The sequence below is a fragment of the Thiocapsa sp. genome (assembly GCF_018399035.1).
GTDB lineage: Bacteria > Pseudomonadota > Gammaproteobacteria > Chromatiales > Chromatiaceae > Thiocapsa.
Window position 1 is genome coordinate 2,908,868 of record NZ_CP073760.1, and the last position, 20,078, is coordinate 2,928,945.

At 63.8% G+C, this 20,078-nt stretch carries 21 protein-coding genes and 2 pseudogenes; 3 read left to right on the forward strand and 20 right to left on the reverse strand.

The window, feature by feature from the left end:
- Positions 1-27: 27 nt before the first annotated feature.
- The 3 genes from pufA (KFB96_RS13160) to KFB96_RS13170 all read right to left on the reverse strand — a co-directional run bounded on the left by pufA (KFB96_RS13160) (position 28) and on the right by KFB96_RS13170 (position 1,187).
- Positions 28-294 carry a light-harvesting antenna LH1, alpha subunit gene (gene pufA, locus KFB96_RS13160; protein ID WP_213458002.1) on the reverse strand — a complete coding sequence of 89 codons (267 nt, stop codon included), beginning with the start codon at positions 292-294 and terminating at the stop codon, positions 28-30.
- Between the two features lie 73 nt (positions 295-367).
- On the reverse strand, positions 368-526 hold the full coding sequence (pufB, locus tag KFB96_RS13165) for a light-harvesting antenna LH1, beta subunit (RefSeq protein WP_213458001.1): 159 nt from the start codon (positions 524-526) through the stop codon (positions 368-370).
- A 220-nt stretch (positions 527-746) separates the two neighbouring features.
- Complete coding sequence (locus KFB96_RS13170; protein WP_213458000.1) at positions 747-1,187, reverse strand: hypothetical protein; 441 nt, start codon at positions 1,185-1,187, stop codon at positions 747-749.
- Between the two features lie 201 nt (positions 1,188-1,388).
- Between KFB96_RS13170 and crtD (KFB96_RS13175) the strand changes: the two genes are divergently transcribed.
- The 3 genes from crtD (KFB96_RS13175) (at position 1,389) to KFB96_RS13185 (ending at position 5,393) form a co-directional block, all read left to right on the forward strand.
- Positions 1,389-2,879 carry a 1-hydroxycarotenoid 3,4-desaturase CrtD gene (gene crtD, locus KFB96_RS13175; RefSeq protein WP_213457999.1) on the forward strand — a complete coding sequence of 497 codons (1,491 nt, stop codon included), beginning with the start codon at positions 1,389-1,391 and terminating at the stop codon, positions 2,877-2,879.
- A 121-nt stretch (positions 2,880-3,000) separates the two neighbouring features.
- Complete coding sequence (gene crtD, locus KFB96_RS13180) at positions 3,001-4,476, forward strand: 1-hydroxycarotenoid 3,4-desaturase CrtD (RefSeq protein ID WP_213457998.1); 1,476 nt, start codon at positions 3,001-3,003, stop codon at positions 4,474-4,476.
- A 38-nt stretch (positions 4,477-4,514) separates the two neighbouring features.
- Positions 4,515-5,393: a carotenoid 1,2-hydratase gene (locus KFB96_RS13185; protein WP_213457997.1), complete on the forward strand. Its 879-nt coding sequence runs from the start codon at positions 4,515-4,517 to the stop codon at positions 5,391-5,393.
- A gap of 81 nt (positions 5,394-5,474) precedes the next feature.
- Here the strand turns inward: KFB96_RS13185 and KFB96_RS27575 are convergent, their stop codons facing one another.
- From KFB96_RS27575 to bchL, 17 genes and pseudogenes are all read right to left on the reverse strand, one after another.
- Positions 5,475-6,035 carry a transketolase C-terminal domain-containing protein gene (locus KFB96_RS27575; RefSeq protein WP_366931486.1) on the reverse strand — a complete coding sequence of 187 codons (561 nt, stop codon included), beginning with the start codon at positions 6,033-6,035 and terminating at the stop codon, positions 5,475-5,477.
- A 39-nt stretch (positions 6,036-6,074) separates the two neighbouring features.
- Positions 6,075-6,158, reverse strand: a pseudogene (locus KFB96_RS27580) (hypothetical protein); the annotation flags it as partial.
- A 140-nt stretch (positions 6,159-6,298) separates the two neighbouring features.
- Positions 6,299-6,460 (reverse strand): annotated as a pseudogene (locus KFB96_RS27585) (1-deoxy-D-xylulose-5-phosphate synthase N-terminal domain-containing protein); the annotation flags it as partial.
- 13 nt (positions 6,461-6,473) lie between these two features.
- Complete coding sequence (locus tag KFB96_RS13195; RefSeq protein ID WP_213457996.1) at positions 6,474-7,370, reverse strand: class I SAM-dependent methyltransferase; 897 nt, start codon at positions 7,368-7,370, stop codon at positions 6,474-6,476.
- Entirely contained in the window at positions 7,367-8,743 is a 1,377-nt protein-coding gene (locus tag KFB96_RS13200) for a cytochrome P450 (protein ID WP_213457995.1), read from the reverse strand. The genes KFB96_RS13195 and KFB96_RS13200 overlap by 4 nt, the downstream gene beginning before the upstream one ends.
- Before the next feature lie 298 nt (positions 8,744-9,041).
- The gene (pufA, locus tag KFB96_RS13205) at positions 9,042-9,302 is read right to left on the reverse strand and encodes a light-harvesting antenna LH1, alpha subunit (protein ID WP_213457994.1); all 261 of its coding nucleotides are present in this window, start codon (positions 9,300-9,302) and stop codon (positions 9,042-9,044) included.
- Positions 9,303-9,327: 25 nt separating this feature from the next.
- Positions 9,328-9,471, reverse strand: a complete 144-nt coding sequence (gene pufB / locus KFB96_RS13210) for a light-harvesting antenna LH1, beta subunit (protein ID WP_213457993.1) — start codon at positions 9,469-9,471, stop codon at positions 9,328-9,330.
- Positions 9,472-9,722: 251 nt separating this feature from the next.
- Complete coding sequence (locus tag KFB96_RS13215) at positions 9,723-11,021, reverse strand: AMP-binding protein (protein WP_300970183.1); 1,299 nt, start codon at positions 11,019-11,021, stop codon at positions 9,723-9,725.
- Between the two features lie 118 nt (positions 11,022-11,139).
- Positions 11,140-11,766 (reverse strand): bacteriochlorophyll 4-vinyl reductase, encoded by a 627-nt coding sequence (bchJ, locus tag KFB96_RS13220; protein WP_213457991.1) that lies wholly within the window; start codon positions 11,764-11,766, stop codon positions 11,140-11,142.
- Entirely contained in the window at positions 11,742-13,103 is a 1,362-nt protein-coding gene (gene hemN, locus KFB96_RS13225; RefSeq protein ID WP_213457990.1) for an oxygen-independent coproporphyrinogen III oxidase, read from the reverse strand. The genes bchJ and hemN overlap by 25 nt, the downstream gene beginning before the upstream one ends.
- 13 nt (positions 13,104-13,116) lie before the next feature.
- Positions 13,117-14,772, reverse strand: coding sequence for a magnesium-protoporphyrin IX monomethyl ester anaerobic oxidative cyclase (gene bchE, locus KFB96_RS13230; protein ID WP_213457989.1), 1,656 nt, complete (start codon positions 14,770-14,772; stop codon positions 13,117-13,119).
- A 356-nt stretch (positions 14,773-15,128) separates the two neighbouring features.
- The gene (puhE, locus tag KFB96_RS13235) at positions 15,129-16,055 is read right to left on the reverse strand and encodes a putative photosynthetic complex assembly protein PuhE (RefSeq protein WP_213457988.1); all 927 of its coding nucleotides are present in this window, start codon (positions 16,053-16,055) and stop codon (positions 15,129-15,131) included.
- A gap of 262 nt (positions 16,056-16,317) precedes the next feature.
- Complete coding sequence (gene puhC, locus KFB96_RS13240) at positions 16,318-16,773, reverse strand: photosynthetic complex assembly protein PuhC (RefSeq protein ID WP_213457987.1); 456 nt, start codon at positions 16,771-16,773, stop codon at positions 16,318-16,320.
- Positions 16,774-16,788: 15 nt separating this feature from the next.
- Positions 16,789-17,445 carry a photosynthetic complex putative assembly protein PuhB gene (puhB, locus tag KFB96_RS13245; RefSeq protein WP_213465380.1) on the reverse strand — a complete coding sequence of 219 codons (657 nt, stop codon included), beginning with the start codon at positions 17,443-17,445 and terminating at the stop codon, positions 16,789-16,791.
- Positions 17,442-18,209: a photosynthetic reaction center subunit H gene (gene puhA, locus KFB96_RS13250; RefSeq protein ID WP_213457986.1), complete on the reverse strand. Its 768-nt coding sequence runs from the start codon at positions 18,207-18,209 to the stop codon at positions 17,442-17,444. The genes puhB and puhA overlap by 4 nt, the downstream gene beginning before the upstream one ends.
- Before the next feature lie 281 nt (positions 18,210-18,490).
- Positions 18,491-19,192: a magnesium protoporphyrin IX methyltransferase gene (gene bchM / locus KFB96_RS13255; RefSeq protein ID WP_213457985.1), complete on the reverse strand. Its 702-nt coding sequence runs from the start codon at positions 19,190-19,192 to the stop codon at positions 18,491-18,493.
- Complete coding sequence (gene bchL, locus KFB96_RS13260; protein ID WP_213458245.1) at positions 19,192-20,076, reverse strand: ferredoxin:protochlorophyllide reductase (ATP-dependent) iron-sulfur ATP-binding protein; 885 nt, start codon at positions 20,074-20,076, stop codon at positions 19,192-19,194. The genes bchM and bchL overlap by 1 nt, the downstream gene beginning before the upstream one ends.
- Between the last annotated feature and the right edge of the window lie 2 nt (positions 20,077-20,078).

The following is a 20,078-nucleotide window of genomic DNA, read 5'->3' on the forward strand; positions in this document are numbered from 1 at the left end:
GTGAACCGCTCCGCATCAAGCAGGGTCTTATTGGACCTGAGCGATCTGCTGACCCTGGACCTGCTCGACGACGACGGCGGCGCGAGCGTCAACCGCGGCTTGCGCGGAATCCTTGAAGCCGTAGCCCGGCAGGCTCAGCGCGTAGGTGTGAATCATCCACATCTGAATGAAGAGGATGAAAAAGAACGGGACCATCCAAACGGCCGGGTTGACCACGGTCCAGATTTTCCAGTCTTCTTCTGGATGATCAGGCTTCGCAATGGATGGGTCGGCCATCAGATAAGGAACTTGCATGGTATCTCTCCTAATTAGACGTTAAACAGTGCAACGATGCGGAGTGCAATGCTTTCAATGAGCGACCGCGGGCTTAGAACCAGGGCTGATAGACCCATGTCACCACATGAACGACGGTGGCGATGGAGACCCAACTCCACACGCCATGCTTCCAGTGCTCATGAAATTCCTTCGCTTGCGCGTCGGTCAGTCCGGATAGGTTAGGTGATTTTACTGCTGCTGCTTCGGCCATTGCCATTTTCCTCTGATCGGGGTGAGGGTTTTGGCACTCGTCATTGGACAAGCACCTCTAGGTAACCGCAGCAGGTACAGGGCTTGTTGGCAGACTTCCCTTTAACCAACTGCGTTCTAACTGAGTGTCAGTTTAACATGACACTTTGCCGTGTCAAGTACGGATTACAAATTTTTCTGAGCCGCTGCCGAGGTTAGGGCTCGTGTCGAGCGCGCGTGGACTACCAGGCGTCGAAGAGCCATTTGGCGAGAAAGATCGCGACCAAGAAGAAGAGCAAGGCTGCTCCGCCAGCCTTGACAAACATCAAGACGTTGGCGATGACACCGCGCCAGGCACCGGCAATTGCCTCGACCCCGCCGTAGTTGTCGTCCCCGCCCGCCGCGGCGGTTGGGTCGTCCTGCTGCGCGGCCTTGCCCGGGCCACTCTCGCTCTCGACCCGTGGGGCAGCCGTCACCAATCCATATGGCGAGGCTCGCGTGACCTTGAAGAACTCGATCTCGGATTCCGCGCCGGCCTTTTCGATGACGACGAACTCGGTGCCGACCGCGAGTGCCTTGTCGGTTGCAAAGGCCAGGGCGAACTCTTCAAGGCTTTCGGACTCGCCTAGGTACTCCCATGATTTCGATTTTTCAGGCCAAGTACGTCTAGCGGTATACTTCATCTTGTCTGCGACTCCTTGTGTACGATAATGAGGTGCTGGAGGGGGGCCGGTTGGCTCTTATCGGTTGCCTGATCAGCACTCGCCGCGCGAGCTTAACGGCGTCGCTGCCCGATCTGCCATCTGTCATGCAACCTAGACATTCTTGCGTGTCTAGTTTAGCATACACCCGTATCAACTTAGCTAATTCGACTACCTCAGCATATGCCGTCGCGCAGGAAACAGGTCATTGTGATCGGAGCCGGGATGGGCGGTTTGAGCGCAGCTTTAAAGCTCGCTTTGAACGGCCTCGATGTCAGGGTGTTCGAACGCGACCATCACCCCGGTGGCAAGCTGCGCGAGCAACACGTTGCCGGCCAATCCTTCTACACCGGACCCACGGTACTCACGATGCCGTGGGTCTTCGAGGAGATCTTTCGCGAGGCCGGTGCAAACCTGGGCGAGCGGGTTAAGCTGCATCAGGCGGATGTGCTTGCGCGCCATGCCTGGAGCGAGACCGAGCGCTTGGATCTGTTCGGTGATCACGAGCGCTCCGCGCAGGCCATCGCCGAGTTTGCCGGAGCCCAAGAAGCGGACGGTTTTCGCCGCTTCGCAGCCCACGCCAAGCGGGTCTATGCGGCCTTGGATGGCCCTTTCATCCATTCGCAGCAGCCCACGCCGGTGACCATCTTCGCGCGCTTCGGCTGGAACGGGCTCGGTGAGCTGATGCGGATCAAGGCCGTGTTCACGCTGTGGCAAGCGCTCGGCAGCTATTTCAAGGACCCGCGCCTGCGGCAGCTCTTTGGCCGTTACGCCACTTACGTCGGTGCCTCTCCTTATCATGCCCCGGCCACCCTGATGCTGGTTGCCGATGTCGAAAGCCGCGGCGTGCATGCGGTGGATGGAGGCATTCACCGCTTGCCCGAGGCACTGGCTGATCTGGCCGCGGAGAAGGGCGTGGAGCTGACCTATGGCGCGGGCGTGGCAGAGATCTTGGTCGAAGGTGGGCGCGCTCGCGGCGTGCGCTTGGAAAACGGCGAGCGGATCGAAGCCGATGCGGTGATTTGCAACGCGGATGCGGCCGCGCTCGGTGCCGGTCTGTTCGGCGAGCAAGCCAAGCGTGCGGTGCCGCCGATTCCGCCCAAGCATCGCTCCCATTCAGTGGTAACCTGGAATCTGCTCGCGCGCCCGGCCGGGTTTCCGATGCAGTATCACAATGTCTTCTTCCCGCGCGACTATGCGGACGAGTTCAAGGCGGTCTTTGACGACCTACGACTCCCGGCGCATCCGACCGTCTACCTCTGTGCGCAGGATCGCGGCGATCCCTCGGCGCCGGAGCCAACCGAGCGCGAGCGGATGCTGATCGTGGTCAATGCGCCGTCGCGCGGTGATTCCCAGGTCATCCCCGAGGAAGAGATAAGCCGCTGTGGTGAGCAAGTGACCGCCTTGCTCCGGCACTGCGGGCTGACGCTCGCCGAGCGTGAAGACATTGCCGTCACAACCCCAGTGCATTTCGAGCGTGCCTATCCGGGCTCTGGCGGGGCGGTATTCGGTCGCGTCAATCATGGCTGGTGGGGCTCGTTCGATCGTCCCGGCGCGGTGACCAAGATCGAGCGGCTCTTCACCGCCGGCGGCAGTACGCACCCAGGTCCGGGAATCCCGATGGCATCGATTTCCGGACGTCTGGCGGCCGATATGGTCCTGAAAAGCCTCTGATCGAGACACTTGTTGAGTCATTCCCGCAATCGCGCCAGCCGCTGTCCCGTTCGGCGTTGCGCTGCTCAAGCCGTGTTCCTCGCAACCCTTGCTCGCCCCCGCGCAAGATCGCGGTTGGCCGATGGCTGAGCCGCACGTCGTCGTGATCGGCGCCGGGATCGGCGGTCTGGCCGCCGCGATCAGGGTTGCCGCCCAGGGGGTCCGAGTCACGTTGTTGGAGCGCTCGGGCTATCCGGGCGGCAAGATGCGTGAGGTCCAGGTCGCCGGTGCGCAGATCGATTCGGGGCCGACCGTGGTGACCATGCGCTGGGTGTTCGACGATCTCTTTGCCGCGGCTGGAGCCAGGCTGGAAGATTATCTCAGCTTGCGTCCGGTCGAGGTCTTGGCGCGCCATGCCTGGAGTGAGGACGAGCGGCTCGACCTCTACACCGACATCGATCGCTCGGCAGAGGCGATCGGGGACTTTGCCGGTGCCGAGCAGGCGCGTCTGTTTCGCGCCTTCTGCGCGCGCGCCAGCGACATGTACCGCACCTTGGAGCATGCCTTCATCCAGCTTGCGGAGCCAACCCCGCTCTCGCTCGTGCTCGATTCCGGCCTGATTCCGGTTGCGCGCCTGAAGCCCTACTCGACGCTCTGGCAGGACTTGGGCCGTTTCTTCCCGGATCCCCGGCTGCGCCAGCTCTTCGGTCGCTATGCCACCTACGTCGGCTCCTCGCCGTTCCGCGCGCCGCCAACGCTCGGGATCGTCGCGCATGTGGAGCAGGCCGGGGTCTGGTCAGTCGATGGCGGTATCCATCAGTTGCCTAAGGCCTGTGCAGCGCTCGCACAGGAACGAGGCGTCAAGCTGTGCTACCACTCCGGCGTCCAGGAGATCCTCGTCGAGCGCAAGCGCGTCGTTGGCGTGCAGCTTGAGACCGGTGAGCGTATTCAGGCGGATGCCGTGCTCTGCAACGCCGATGTCGCGGCTCTGTCCGCTGGGTCCTTTGGGGCCGCAGCGCGCCGCGCGGTCTCGGCGCATCCACGCTCCGCGCGCTCATTATCAGCGGTAACCTTCTGTGTCAATGCCAAGACCCATGGCTTCCCGCTGGTGCGGCACAATGTGTTCTTCTGCCGCGACTATGCCGAGGAGTTCAAGGCCATCTTCGGGCGTGGCGAGCTGCCCGGAGAGCCGACGGTCTATGTCTGCGCACAGGATCGCGATGACGACTCGGAGGTCCAGGGGCCGGAACGGCTGTTGTGCCTCGTCAATGCACCCGCGCGGGGCGATATCAAACCTTTCACCAGTGAAGAGATCGAACAATGCGAGGAGCAGACATTCAACCTGTTGCGCCGCTGTGGCCTCAGGGCCGACATCAGTCCGGAGCGTCGGGTGATCACCACGCCGACGGAGTTCGAGCGCCTGTTTCCGGCCACCGGGGGCGCGCTCTATGGCCGCACCTCGCATGGATGGCGGGGGCCGTTCAGCCGCTCGGCGGCTCGCTCGCGTCTGGCGGGGCTGTATCTGGCGGGGGGCAGCGTGCATCCGGGCCCGGGGGTGCCGATGGCGACCATCTCGGGGCGCCTGGCGGCGGAGGCGATCCTCAGGGACCTGACCTGAGCGTACAGGTTCCGCCGCGCGGGTATGCCTGGTGGTATGTGGACGCGCTCAGTGATGACGGCCGCCATGGGCTGACCCTGATCGCCTTCATCGGCAGCGTCTTCTCGCCTTACTACTTCAAGGGTAGACGTCGTGGTCGCAATGAGCCGCGCGATTATTGCTCGTTGAACGTTTGTCTCTACGGTAAAGAGCGGCGCTGGACCATGACCGAGCGGCGTCAGCATGCGCTCGCGCAAACCGCTTCGCGCCTGCAGATCGGACCGAGCGCACTGCAGTGGGATGCCGATGGTGGCCTGACGGTGGAGCTGGACGAGATCGGCACCCCGATCCCGCAGCGTGTGCGAGGGCAGGTCAAGCTCGCGCCGGCCTTTATCAATGAGCAGGTCTTTACGCTCGATCAGGCCGGTCGGCATCGCTGGCAGCCGATAGCACCAAGCGCCACGGTCGAGGTGAGCTTCGAGCGGCCGGCGCTGAATTGGACTGGTCATGCCTACTTTGACCGCAACTGGGGCGACGAGCCGCTGGAGGATGCCTTCCGGTATTGGGATTGGTCGCGTGCCAGTCTTGGTGGCGATGAAAGTCTGATCCTTTATCATGCCGATCGGCGTGAGGGAGGAAGGCTGTCGCTCGGGCTGCACTTCGGTGCCGACGGTGGCTTGAGTCACTTCGATCCGCCGACGGATCATCGCCTCGCGCGCACCCCGATCTGGCGCATGCCGCGCTCCAGTCAAGCCGATGCCAAGCATCCGCCACGGGTCGTCAAGACCTTGGAGGACACGCCCTTTTATTCACGCTCGGTGATTGCTTCACACCTGCAGGGCCGTCCGATCGAGGCGGTTCATGAGAGCCTATCGCTGGATCGCTTCCGCTCGGCTTGGGTCCAGCACCTGCTGCCTTATCGGATGCCCCGACGCTAAGCGGAGCGGTCTTGGTCCGCGTCGCCGGGGCGGGATGGCGACGCATCGCGTCTTCGGTCGCCGTCACAGCGCGTCCTGGCATCAGGACGCATCGCAAACCGCCTTTTCCGCCGTTGTCGGCTGTTCGAGTCTCTGCCGCTGACCTGCCCCAACTGCGGGGCAGACATGCGCATCATCCCTGGCGCAGAAGTCGATGTGCTCCATCTCCATCCTGACGCTGTACAGGATACCGGCGGCATCGAGGCCGCAGACGCGTAGCTGTTCCTCATGCCCGGCTTGCTCTAAGCAGAGATCGGGCAGCCCGAGGTGCAGGCAGTAGACATTCAGGCCATGCGCGGCGAGCACCTCGGAAACGGCAGAGCCGGCGCCGCCTGCGATCGCATTCTCCTCGACCGTGACCAGCAGCCGATGGCGATCGGCGAGCTCGAGGATGAGTGTCTCATCCAAGGGCTTGACGAAGCGCATGTTGGCGACGGTAGCCTCCAGTACCCGCCCCGCTTCTTCGGCGGCGGGGACGCGACTACCGAAGGCGAGCAGCGCGATATCGCGTCCCATGCGCCTGATTTCGCCACGACCGATAGGTAACGTCTCGGCTCCGCGCTTGAGGGCGACGCCGGGGCCGGTGCCGCGCGGGTAGCGCACCAGGGCCGGACCCGGATGCTGATAGGCGGTTTCGAGCAGCTGCCAGCATTCGTTCTCGTCGGCCGGGGCGGCGATGACGAGATTGGGCTGGGTGCGAGCGAAGCTGAGGTCGAAGCTGCCGGCATGGGTCGCGCCATCGGCGCCAACGAGGAGCCCTGCGCGATCGACCGCGAGGGTGACATCGAAGTAGCGATTCGGAAAGCGCTCTGAGAAAAGACGCGATGCAGGGCGATGGTGAGCTCGACCACGCCGAGTCCAGCGGCGAGATGGCCACCGGTGCGCGAGACGCTGTCGATCAAGAAGGCGCGCAGCTCGCTCGCCAGCGGCCTCAGGGCACTGCTCGGGAGGGCACGCAGATCGGTTGGGGCATCGATCAAGTCGAGGAGCGGATACTGTGGCGGGGCCGAAGGCGCGGTATCGGTCATGGCGGACGCTCTGTTACGGGGTGACACCGGCGCTCGGCGTGAGCTCGAGCTGGGCCAGCGTGGCCAGCGGCTTGCCGCCAGCGACGAGCGACGGCAGCAAGGCACGCTTGCGGTGATGCCAGGGCAGGGGACGCAGCAGATTCCGCTGCGCGCGAAAGTGGATGCGCGGGGCCATCCCGGCGTAATCGCGCGGGTCCGCGATGCCAAAGCGGAAGCGGGTGCGCATCCGCCGAAAGGTGTTGCCGAGCCTCGAGAAGGCGAGCAAGGCCGGATGGTAGCCATCGACCAGGAGATCGGCCCCGGCGGGCGCCAGCCTGCCGAGTGCGACGAGACAGTCTGCAACCTGCTCGGCATCGAGGTAGGGTAGAACCCCTTCCAGGATAAACACCGGCCGCGTCTCGTCGAGTGCGGCGGCGACCTCATCGAGCTGATCGGGCAGCGTCGCGCGGACGTGCCGAATCCGCTCCGACGCCGGCAGGAGCTGGTCGCGTAGCGCCATGACCGGCGGCAGGTCGGCGCAGACCCAGCGGCGCACGCGCGCCCGCCGTGCGGGTGCGAGGGTTGCATCAAGCCGTACAGGAAGGGTATCGAGACCGCAGGCGAGCAGCACCAGGGTGCGCTCGATCGGCTCGCTCAGTAATGTACCGAGCGCTTCCTCGATCGCCAGTGAGCGGCTGATGCAGAGCCGCATCGGGAAAGGGTCCGATCCCACCGCGGCGCGATCGACGGCAAGCCTTGCCGCCAGGTCGCGCGCTGCGGCATCGTCGAATGCGACCCCGGGCCAGAGCGACTGGGCCTCGGCGCGGGCGAGCAGAGGGATCAGTAGGGTGCGGCTGACGCCGTCGAGCGTCGGCGCGACCGGCGCAGCGCCGCCGGTGCTCGGAGTATCGGCGTTGGCTGCTTCGCTCACCTCGGGGTCACATGCAGCAGCAGCGGTGCCGAGGGCACCATCATGCCGGCAAAGCGAGGCTCGATCGGACCCGCGGTAGCGCGCTCGAGCTGCAGTCCGCGCACGAGATGGGCCAGCAGCAGGGTGCCTTCGATCAGGGCGAAGCGACGCCCGATACAACTGCGCGGTCCACCCCCGAAGCCCAGATGATGCGCCTGCATCAGATGGTCCGGATTGATGTTTGGGTAGCGATCCGCCCGGAAGCGATGTGGCTCCGACCACAGCTGGGGGTCGTGGTGGATGGCGAGGATGTTGATGATGAGTTGATCGCCGGCACGGATGCGGTAACGGCCAAGGACATGATCGCTGACGGCATCGCGGAGCAGGATCGGCGGCTGCGGGTAGAGACGGAGCGCCTCCAGGAAGGCGCCCTGTATCAATGGCAGGGCCTGCACCGCGTCGGCGTCGGTTGGCGCCTTCTCCAGCGGGTCCACCTCGGAGCGCAGATGCTGCTGCAGATCCGGGTCGCCGGCGACCTCCCAGAGGGCCCAGCTCAGCGCGATCGCGAGCGAATGATGGCCGGCGATGAGCATGGTCATGAGCTCGTCGCGCATCTCGTCCGGGGTGAAATGCTCAGGATCCTGCTCGCGCTGGCGAAGCCATTGGCCGAGCAGATCGCTCGGGTCCTGGTCGTCGTTTAGATGGCGGCGACGGGTGTCGATGATGCGCGCCAGGATCGCTTCCGCCTCGGTGATCTTGCGCCGAAAGCGCAGGTTGGCAGGTGTCGGCCAGCTCAGCGGCGGTGCGAGGAGGCTGCTTCCGCGTTGTACGAGTGCATCGAGCAGGCGGTGAATGACCTCGCTGACAGCCGCGTAGCGCGCGTCGTAGTCGATGCCGAAGAGCGTCCGCAGCAAGGCGATGAGTGTCGTGCGGGAGATCTCCGCGATCAAATCCACCGGCTGTCCCGGCGGCAGGGCACGCCAGCGTTCGACCAGGAGTCGAGCCGATTCGGCCATCGCCGGCGCATATCCTTCGAGGCGACGGCCGGACATGGACGGATTGGCGAGACGGCGATGCCTCTTCCAGCGCTCGCCGTCGTTGATCAGCAAACCCTCGCCAGTCACGGCGCCGAGCCGACGCATCAGGCGGCCCTTGCGATAGCGCCGCTCCTTGTCGAGCAGCACCGCCCGAATCAGTGTCGGATCGTTGAGCTGAAACAGCCGAAAGCCGAGATAGTCGAGACGAACGAACGGCGTCTGCGAGGCCCGCGCAAACAAGGTCAGGAGATCCCGCCGGAACAGCGGGGGCAGCGACGCAAAGGCCGATAAGGTCGGCGGTTTGGCGACAACCTGGTCGGGAGGCGTCACAGGGTCGGTGGCGGGATGCAGGCGCATGATCGATCTTGACCGGCGATGGTTCGCCGCGCCCCCGACCGCTTAGGCATTCAGGCCGGCGACCAATTGGGCTCAGGTCCGCAAGACCGCCGCCAGGAGTCTGTCCGACTTGTCGGATCTCGGTCTGGACATCGCCGAAAACCGGTCACGAAATGATCGATGGCGATGCACTACGCGGATTTCGGCGGCTTCGACATGCTCGAAACCACTGAAATTCGCGTGAGAGCGCGTTGCGCACCGAAGTCGGACAGCCTCCTGGCTGCGCGGAATCGGCTGAGGACTCAGCCGATGACGCCGCTTATTCGGCAGCTGGAGCGGCCGGAGCGGCCGGAGCCGGGGCGGCAATCGCAACGGGCTCGGCGACGCGCACGCTGTCCTTGAAACCGTAGCCCGGCAGGCTCAGCGCGTAGGTGTGGATCATCCACATCTGGATGAACAGGATGAAGAAGAACGGGACCATCCAGACGGCCGGGTTGATCACGGTCCAGATCTTCCAGTCTTCTTCAGGATGATCGGGTTTGGCAATGGAGGGATCGGCCATCATATACGGGACTTGCATAAATATTCTCCTTGTCGCTCAGAGTTCAGAACCAGGGCTGGTAAACCCACGTCATCACGTGGACCAGGGTCGCGATCATGACCCAGCTCTGCACACCATGCTTCCAATGCTCGTGGAACTCCTTCGCTTGCTCGTCGGTGAGACCCGACAGGTTCTTCATTTCGGCCATCGAATTAACCTCCGGTTGAGGGATTGGCGCGAGTGCCGACCGGCGATTCCGGACGGGGCACTCCGACGTGTGGAAGGCGCTGTCTGCTCACTGTCGAACCGGGAAACCCGGATGCGAGGTGCGATCCACGAGTGTTAGTTTAACCTGACAGCTGCATGTGTCAAGGCCGATTTACATATAATTCTTGTGGTCAGCCGACTCTGTGATTGGGATGTCGGAGAGCGGCGGGAGATAACAACAGTCTTCGGGATTCAAGCCTTCGAGGCGGTTTGCGCCATGGCGCGGATCAGGCTCCGGTCATATTTGCCGGAATCAAGGAGCGGGAGCTCGGCGACTCGCCTAAATGCGCGAGGGCGCTCGGCGCCCGACAAGGCTTGCTCGCACCAGCGACCGAGAGCCGGCTCGTCCGGCTGGCCGCGGTAGATCGCAACCATGCGGTGGCCCCAAACCGGATCGTCGAGTGCGACAACCACCACCTCGGCAACACCCGGAGCCTGACACAGCACGGCTTCGACCCGGGAAATCGAGACATTGGTGCCGCCGATGACCAGAGCCTCGTCGGCTCGCCCGACAACCCGCAGCTCACCGTCGTCGCCGACGCCGCCGAGGTCCGAGGTCTCGAACCAGCCGTCATCGAGGCCCCGCCCCGGCAGCCGCTGCGGATTGGCGTAGCCGATCATTACCATCGGACCGCGGACTCTCAACCGAGCCGGACTGGTCGCGGGTGGGCTGGAGGCGATCTCGACGCCGGGAAGGAGCGGGCCGATGCCGCCATCAACGCCAACGCGCTCCAGTGCACGGGCCGAGGTCGCGATCTGGGATGCAGTCTCGGTCATTCCATAGGTGAGATAGAGCGGCCATCCCGCGGCCAGCGCGCGCTCGGCGAGCACCGGGCTTAGTGCTTGACCGCCCACCAAGAGGACGCGAAGGCTCTTGGGCGGGGTCGCGCCGACACCCAAGAGACGGTCCAGCATCGGCGGCACCAGGGAGATATGGGTCACGGCATGCCGGCGCAGATCCTCGGCCAGCGTTTGCGCGTCGAAGCGCTCGTGCAGAACAAGACTCGCCCCCGCAAGCGCAGTGCGATCCAGAATCGCCAACCCGCCGACATGGCTTAATCGAAGACAACAGAGCCAGACATCGTCGACGCCGAACCCGAGCTGTCGATTGACGGCGGCGGCCGAGACCTGGAGATTTTTCGCGCTCAGCATGACGACCTTAGGTTGGCCGCTGCTGCCGCTCGTGTTGATCAATCGAGCAACCGGCGTTTCTTGCGGGATCATCGCCGCGGAAAGGACACCGGTGCTTACAAGGTCACCGGACTCGGGCTGCCATCGCCACTCGGTCCCCGTTGCGACAGCCAGTGCATCCCATTCCGCGCGTCCGAGGCCGGCACGAAAGGGAAACACGGCAACACCGAGCCGCGCTGCGGCGCTGCTCATCAAGAGCACATCAAGGACGGGGGCGTCGGGACAGAGGACGACGTGGCCGGGCTCGAGACCCCGAGCCTGGAGAAACGAGGCCCGTTGCCGTACGCGCGCGTCGAGCATCGAACCGTCCCATCGCTCGCCGCCGACGAGAACGGCGCAATAGGCCGAATCTGGTTGGGAGGGGAGCCGGAGATCGAGACTGTCCATCGGATCTGGACGAGCACTCACGAAAGACGCGCTACCAGCGGACCTCGAAGACACAGGACTCGGCGCCGTTGGCCTGGCAGGCGATCTCGGTGACGCGCGCATCCGGATGCACGAGCCGGGAGAACAACCGCTCGAAGCTCCCTGAATAGAAGTCACAGAGAGGCTCGTTGGCCGAAGCACCCCGGCAGATCGGGCCGTCCGTTACCGACAGCCTGGTCGGGCGACCGGGTTTGCCGTCGAAGACGCCGCTGCCGACAAAGGTCCAGGCGTTGCGACGAATGGCCGTGATCAGAACGCGGCTCGCGAGGCGAGCCGGCAGGATCCCAAGGAGGCGCTGGACCGGCCGCGGGATGCGGTTGGCGAGCAGGTAGTCTCCCGTGCGCAATCCCGCATCGTGCGACACCGGACGTGCGGCTGCGAGACCCAATTCCTCCCGCAGCGCTGCCTGGAGACGGGTGACCTCGCGCTCGTCGAGCATCTCGCTCGGGGGCGTCGTCAGGTAGCGCTCGAGGCCTGCGGCCTTGAACACCTGCGCGACGGCGTCCGCCCCGCGCGCCTGAGCCAGCGCCTCGGCGACGCGGATGACGGCATTGGGCCCGACCCTCGCGGTCGCGCCGAAATCGGCGGGCGCCTTCAAGGCCCGGCCGTCGCGCGCCACTGGATGCTTCCCCAGTCGACGGAAGCATCCTGCTCGACGCAGAGGCCGTGCAGCAGATAACGACCCTCCTCGGTGACCCTGATCCCGTCGTCCGTCACCTCGAGCAGGCCGCGCCCGCCGTCGCGGCACAGGCTCTCGTACTCCCGCTCCAATCCCTGCGCGGATGCCGCGGGGAGCTCCAGGTTGCACATGAGGAAGAGGATGGCCTCGCGCCGCCGTCGATCCTGATCGCTCAGGCGACGCCCCCAGGACACCGGAAGCAGTCCGGAGGCCAGACGAAGTTGCCAGGTCTTGAGGTCCGGCGCGTTCTGAACAAGCGCGCCGCCGACCTCCCCGATCCCGCTTGGACCGAAGGCAAGAACCTGTTTGGCCGGCATCGGGGTGTAACCGATCGCATTGCGATAGAGTCGACGCTCGTCTTGGGCACTGGTCAGCTCGTCGGCCTCTCGCGCGAAAACATCCAAACCGACCCAGCGATAGCCCGCTGCCGAGAAGGACTCCACGGCTTGATGGAAGAGTGCCAGCTTTTCGGCCACGGACGGAAGGTGCTCCGCGCTGATGGCGTGCTGATGGGGTCTGCTCACGGGATCGTGCGCGTAGCTGAAACAAGCGACCCGGTCCGGTCCGAGCTCGACGATCCGGTCGAGTGTCGCTTGAAAACCCTCGGGGGTCTGGAAGGGCAGGCCGTAGATCAGATCGAGATTGATGCTCTCGAAACCGGTGTCGCGCGCCGTCAGAAAGACATCGCGAACCATATCGAGTGACTGGACGCGGCCGATCGCACGCTGCACGTCGGCGTTCAGGTCCTGCACACCGAAGCTGATGCGCTTGAACCCAAGCCCGTAGAGGAGGTCGAGCTGCCCGGCAGAGGTGCGGCGCGGATTGCACTCGATCGAGGTGCAGGCTTGCTCGGCGATCCGGAAATGGCGCTCGACGATCTCGATCAGCCGTGCAAGCTGGGGCTCGTTGAGATGGTTCGGCGTACCGCCCCCGACGTGAAGCTGATCCGTCACCCGACCGCGCCCGATGATGTCGGTGACCAACGTCATCTCGCGGTCGAGTGCGTCGAGGTACTGGTCGACCTTCTCCTCGCTGTGCGTGATGGTGGTATTGCACGCACAGTAGAGACAACGCACGTGACAGAAGGGGACGTGCACATACACGGAGACATGCTCATCGGGTCTGTCGCGCAGCCCCATGAGCGCTTCTTTGTAGTTCGAATCCGAGAAGGTCGCGTCACCGCCCATCTGCGATGCCGCCAAGGCACATCCCGGCGGCAAATGTCCGAACCGCTCGAGCAGCTCGAGCGGTAGGCTTGGAGGGAGTGGAGGCGCCATGTCTTGAATCCATTTAGTCAGGTTGGACTGCTGTCATCTTGGGCTTGGAGACGGCAGCCCTGACCGGCAGATCCGATTCCGAGACCTGCAGATCGTCCGGGGCGCCACATGCCACGACCTTGACGGGCGTTCCTTTGAAATTCATGTCCGCGGACAGCTCGGGACGATCCCGCTTCAACTGCGCGATCTCGTCTGCGGTGAGGACCTTGGACGCATCGAAGCCCAGATCCACCTCGGTCGACATGCCCTTCATCTTGAGCCGCTCGAGGTCGTAGAACTTCTTCGACGCGGTCGTCTTGGCGAATGCCTTGAGGCAGCCGAGCATGTAACGTCTGCGGAACTTGTCCTTGATCCAAGGATACTCCAAGAAGCTCTTGCGCATATAGAAGCGCGCATAATTCTTCAGAACACCTTTGAGCACTTGCTCGCGCGTCATCGCCTCCGGCTTCATGATCGGCGTCACGAAATTGTACTTCGAGTAATCGCGAACCTCCACCCGGTCGCCCAACTCCTCGAACAGCTCCGCGAACGGCCACGGCGTATACATATTCCAGTTCGCCATATCGGGCTTCCAATCCTGGGCGAGCTTATAAGTCTCCTCGATGGTCTCGGGCGTCTCGTTCTCGAGACCCATGATGAACTGGACCTCGGCGACGATTCCGGCCTGCTGCAGGAGCTTGACCGCCAGCTTGTTCTGCTCGACCGTGGTCTGCTTGCGGAAGGTGTCGAGGTTCAACTGCGAGACCGCCTCGGTGCCGAGCGAAACATGGACCAGACCCGCCTTGCGGTATAAGGGCAGCAGGTCGCGGTCGCGCATGATGTCGGTCACGCGGGTGTTGATGCCCCAGTGGAGCGGGAGATCGCGCTTGATCAACTCCTCGCAGAGTGCGACGAACTTCTTCTGGAAGATCGTCGGCTCCTCGTCGGCGAGGATCATGAAGCCGACATTGTAATCGCGCACCAAGGTCTCGACCTCGTCGACGAACTTCTTGGGGTCGCGATGGCGATACTTGCGCCAGAACTTCCACTGCGAGCAGAATCGACACGTAAAAGGACAGCCGCGCGCAAAGTTCGGCACGGCAACCCGGCAGTTGAGCGGCGTGTAGATGTACTTGTCCCAGTCGAGCAGGGACCAATCCGGCGTCAGGGTATCCAGATCCTCGATGACCGGACGCGCCGGGGTCGCGACGACCTGGCCGTCGTCGTCGATGTAGGCGATACCCCAGATGCGCTTGCGGTCTTGTCGATGGGTACCCGCCTCGATGGACTGCAGGAGTGCGACCGCGATCTCCTCGCCCTCGCCGCGCACGATGTAGTCGATCCAGGGCGCCTCGCTGAACACCTGGGTGTACATAAAGGTCGGATGGATACCGCCCAAGACGGTGATCACATTCGGCAGCACCTCCTTGGCGATCTGGAGCGTGGTTTGCGCCTTGTAGATCTGCGGGGTGATGGCGGTCGCCAGAACGACGTCGGGCTGGTTGACCCGGATGATCTCGCGCAGCTTGTCGTCCGGAATATCATAGGTCATGGCATCGATGAACCGGATGTTCGTCATGCCCGCGTGCTTGAGCGCACCGCCGATATAGGCAACCCAACCGGGTGGCCAGTTTCCCGCGATTTCCGCACCACCACAGTGATAGTTCGGCTGGATCATCAATATACGCATGAGAATTCCTCAGGAACGGGTCGAACGGCAAACGGCCATTCAAGCCTGACCGCATCAGTCCGATCTCGGGCGGAGCCGAGCTCGTCGAGCCAGCGACACCGGCAATCACACCGAGACGCGAGGGCACCGGGACGCAGTGCCTCCGCGATGCGTTGGCCTAGAGCTCGAACAGTTCCGAATCGGGTCGTTTCGTATCGCGCCGTCCGGGCGCGCATTGCTTCATACCTTAGCTGATTCCCGAGCATCTCGATATGATTCGCGTCAACCGCGCCGGGCGCTACGACACGTCTCTCCGACGGTCGCCGTGGCCGACATGCGAGTAAGCCTAGCCGAGTCTCGGGCTCGGATCAAAGCGCTCACGGAATCTCCGTGATCGGAGCCCCGCTTCGACCACCCCCGACGGAACGACCGGGTGAAGGCGAGGTCGCCTGCTGCCCCGACGTCTCACGGGAGGCCGCCATTCTTCGGGTCGATCCATCGGAAGGCGACCCGCCCTGACCGCGCTCCCCGCCCGGCTCTGCGTCGGCGTCCCGCGGGGGCAGCGCCCAGGCCCAGAGCCTCTCGTCCGGCAAGGGAAGCACGAGGAACCAGTGCTCGAGGATCCCCATCGCCAAAAGGGTCGCCACCAGAATCAGGCTCACGACCTCGAACGCGCTCGCACCCGGACTCAGCGCACTGGACACCATTAGAACCACGATCAGGGTGGCAAGGGTCACCGAGATCGGAAACAAGAGGTTCATGCTCCGCTTGGGCATGTAGGACTTCAGATAGGCCAGATGCTCGGGCAACCAGTCGTTCAAATTGGGAACACCCAAGAAGAGATTGAGCTTTGCGCTCCAGCGCATCAGCCAGAGCACAACGAAGGTCCAGGTCCCGACCTGATTGGGCTCGCCCCATGAGATCAAGACTAGGAAGGCCACCGCCAAGAGGACCGCGAGCTCATGATAGAGGCTGGTCAGAATAGCGAGACCGAATCGCTTCCAGGCCGCACAACCGGGCGGGCACGGCGTCTTGCGCGGCCCGGTCAAAAGACCGGTGAAATAGCTCATCTCCAAGACACCCCAGACCAGCACGCCGGAGGTAAAGGCGATGTAGGCCGCGCTCAGAGAGGTGGAGGTACTGCTGACGACGAGCGCAAAGACGGCAAACGCCAACACCACGGAGCCGCCGAGCATCGTCCAACCGAAGGTGCGACCCGGCAGATTGTCCAGATAGAGCACCACACCCGTGCTGAACCACCAGAGCCCCAGCGCGAAAAGAACGGGGTAACCATATTCGAGCATGAAATGCGCCCTATTCTCTGGCCGATGGCGATCGGAAGACCTCTCCTTCCGAGATCACACCTGCACTGCAGCGAAGGACCTCGCCAACGCCGGGTCGAGGATCGACCGACGTGTCGCTCGGTTGGAGCCGATCCCGCGGACGCGGAATATCGAGGTCGGAGAGCCGAATAATAACAGGCGAGACGTCGCACGAGCATTCTTCGCGTCGTCGCGACGGCGGCCGGGCAGAGGGCAACGCTCGCCCGGATACCCGGCCGCAACCTCACTGAGGAGATGGCTGTGCCGATAGAAATCGACCGACAGCGGCTTCGTTCGTCGGGCCGAATGCCCTGAGGTCGATGAAGAAGTCGGTCGTTTGATCCTCCAACGTAAAGCGCCCGTTCTCGCGGAGGCTCAGCCGATAGGGCCCATCCTGAGCGACGCCGTGCATCCGACGCTCACGCTCAATCGTCCGAAGCACCCCTCGAATGAACCCGTCCTCAGTCGGCGGGAGCGTTTCCAACAGCACCCCGGACTCGGCATCGTAGACCGCCAGGTCGCCCTGGCCGACCTCGACGAAACTCAGATCGCGAACCGCAACCTCGGGCGAGACGGGAGCCTGGCTTGGATCGAAGCCGGTGAGCCTAGCGACCGCGACCGCCAGGATCGTGAAACCGATCAGCAAGGCAACCGCGATGAGCATGCCCCGCGGGAACGGACGATCATGCAATTCAGTCAAGATTCAACCTCTTCTTCAGGATGCCGGAGCAGGATCGGATCCGGCGCGATCGTCCGTGCCCGCTTCGGCGTGCGCAGCATCCTTTTCGGTTTGGGCCAGATAGCGGTTGAGGGCATCCGAGAGGATCTCGGCAACCCGAGCCACATCCGGAATGGCCCGGAGCATCGGCTGCGGTTTGGTGAAATGCCAGGGGCGAACATGCGGCCACAAGACCGTGTAGGACGTGCGCGTGGACGCCACCAGGATAATGGGGATGTCTCCGGTATCGTCGCGATGGCGCTTCATCTGCGCGGAGTGGATCTGGGCAAACGGAAAGTTCACGATCATCGGCAGTGCCACACCGAAACGCATCACCACGCGACGCGTTGTAATGGTGTAGACCGTGGACCTCGCCATCGCCCAAGCCAGCAGCAAAAGGCCGCCGATCGAGACGACGCCGAGGGCCAGGATCCAGAGCGCACCGACCACGACCTCGGCCGTGGCCCCCCCCGCGGAGAGATCCGCGAAGATTCGCCAGATCATAATGATGGCGAAATAGACGGCGACCTTCCGAACATGAAAGGCGCGCCGCGCCAGAGCAGTCCAACGCGGCGCGCCCTGCCAGAGCATCTCCTCGTCGGGAGGAAGATGCTCGGGCAAGCCCCGAATGGGCTCGGACTCATACTCTCTCACAGCAGAGGCTCAGACCGATCCGCAGTTGCGTAGAGTTGACCACCGGCATAGTAGGCGCAGACCTTGTCCTCTTCGTAGAGGGTGACCTGATCCGGCTTGGCCAGACCCGGCACGTTCGCGAAGTGCTTGCCGGCGATCGACTGGACCTTGACCTTGCGGTTCTTCTTGTCGAAGCGCGTGAAGTTGATGGGCAACAGAACCTGCTTCCCGCCCTTGGCGACCTTCATCTCGAGATAGCGAATCTGCGGCTCGGAGCGGTCGACCCAGACATCGGTCACGACACCGCCGACCTCGCCGTCGAACCCGACGACCGTCATGCCGCGCGGATCCGGATCCTTCTCCGCGATCGAGAAATCCTTCGCGACCCGCAGCGGGACGATCTTGGGCGCGCCATCGACGGTCAAATCCGGGTGCTTCTCGCGATCGGGCGAGGCTGAAGGACCGAACCCGGACAGCATCGGGTCGCCGTTGGGAATGAGCGGCGAGCCTGGATAGGGTTGGGCCGGCGTCGCGTTCACCTTGGCGACGGGCTCGACGCGCGGCACGGAGACGGTTCCGCCGTTGTGCGGAAGGATGAAGGTCTTCGGCTCGGGCATGGACGGGAAGCCTTCGATCTTGATCTTGCCGCCACGCGTGGACTCGAGCGGATAGCCTTCCCGCTTGTTCTCGCGGTGCAGGTGGAAGATCAGCCCGGCAAAGAAGAACCAGAACACATAGAGCACAAGCTGAGCGACGTCGATATAACTGGTAATGGCTGCTGACATGATGTGACCTCCGTAGGACGAAAGACTAGCCGAGGACGCCGGCTAGGCCGAAGCGCGATGACCGCAGATGACCTGGTTCGCTCGGCGAGCGACAAGCGGATCTATGTCGATCAACGTTGGAAAACCCGCACTGGATCTCAATGTGATGGACGACTCCCTAGCCAATGAAAGAATCGGCCGACGCCGGACCGAAATCACGCCCGACCGCCTTGCCGCGACCGCTCTCGGCGGCATGTGCCGAGGCGCACCCACGGCAGACTCGGAGCACTGCACTCGACAGCTCACGCCGGCACCAACTCCAGTGCCTGCGACGTGTAAAAACCGACGGCGATCCGCCGGGTCCGCTGCGGCTGCCAGTCCGCAAGGGCCGGCTCGGCGGCCAAGAGTGCTCGCAGCCGATCCGGTCCGACCGGCACGATCGCAGGCGATCGGTTGCCGCGCGGAAAGAGCTGCCCGACGGCGTGCATGACCGCCAGCGCGGGCGTCTTGGGCGCGAAGGTGAAGAGGATCGAGCCCTCGGTCCGCCCGGCCAGTCCCGCCAGCACCCTTACCACATCCGCCGGCACGTAATGGATCAAGGAATCCATGGCGACCACATGATCGAATCGGCCATGCGCCGGGTCCAGCATGTCGCCGGCCTCGAAATGGACCGACCCGGGGCCGAGATCCTCCGGAGTGCGTTCCTGCGCGATCTGGATCAGGGTCGGTGCGACGTCGATGGCGACGACCTCCGCACCGCGGCGCGCCGCCTCGAAGGCCAAGGCACCCGTTCCGCAACCGGCGTCGAGCAGTCGCTTACCCGTCAAATCGGCGGGCAGCCAATTCAACAGGGTTGCCCGCATGTCGTCGCGGCCCGCGCGCACGGTCGCCCGGATGCGGCTGACCTTCACGTCGGATGTCAGCTTGCGCCAGGCGTCGGCGGCGGTGCGATCGAAGTAGGTTTCGATCTCTTCGCGGCGCTCTTGATACGAGCCGTTGGCCATCAATCGAACCCCAGAAAATCAAAGATGTCGCGGTCGCGCATGGGCTGCGCGTCCAGTGGCTCGACCCCGTCCCACAGCATCCGGGCCAGGCGAAGATACTCGGACTTGGCATGCTCGAGTCCGTCTGCATCGTCCATCTCGAACAGCGTCGACTTCTTCAGGCGACTGCGCCGAATGACGTCGAGGTCCGGCAGATGCGCAAGCCGCTTCAAACCCACCGCGTCGTTGAAACGGTCGATCTCGTCGGTGTTGACACTGCGGTTGGCGATGACGCCGCCGATGCGCACGCCGTAGTGCTTGGCCTTGGCCTGGATCGCGGCGGCGATGCGGTTCATCGCGAAGATCGAATCGAAGTCGTTGGCCGTGACGATCAGGGCACGCTCGGCATGTTGCAGCGGCGCGGCGAACCCGCCGCAGACCACGTCGCCGAGGACATCGAAGACGACGACGTCGGTGTCTTCGAGCAGGTGATGCTGCTTGAGCAGCTTCACGGTCTGACCGACGACATAGCCGCCGCAGCCGGTGCCGGCCGGCGGTCCGCCCGCCTCCACGCACATCACGCCGTTGTAGCCTTCGTAGACGTAGTCGCTCGGGCGCAGCTCCTCGGCATGGAAATCCACGGATTCGAGGATGTCGATGACCGTCGGGACCAAACACTTCGTCAACGTAAAGGTCGAGTCGTGCTTGGGGTCGCAGCCGATCTGCAGCACCCGCTTGCCGAGCTTGGAAAAGGCGACCGACAGGTTCGACGAGGTCGTGCTCTTGCCGATACCGCCCTTGCCGTAGACGGCAAAGACCTTGGCTGTATCGATCCGGATATCCGGATCAAGCTGGACCTGAACGCTGCCCTCCCCGTCCGGGTGCCGTGAAAAGTCGCCGAGCATGC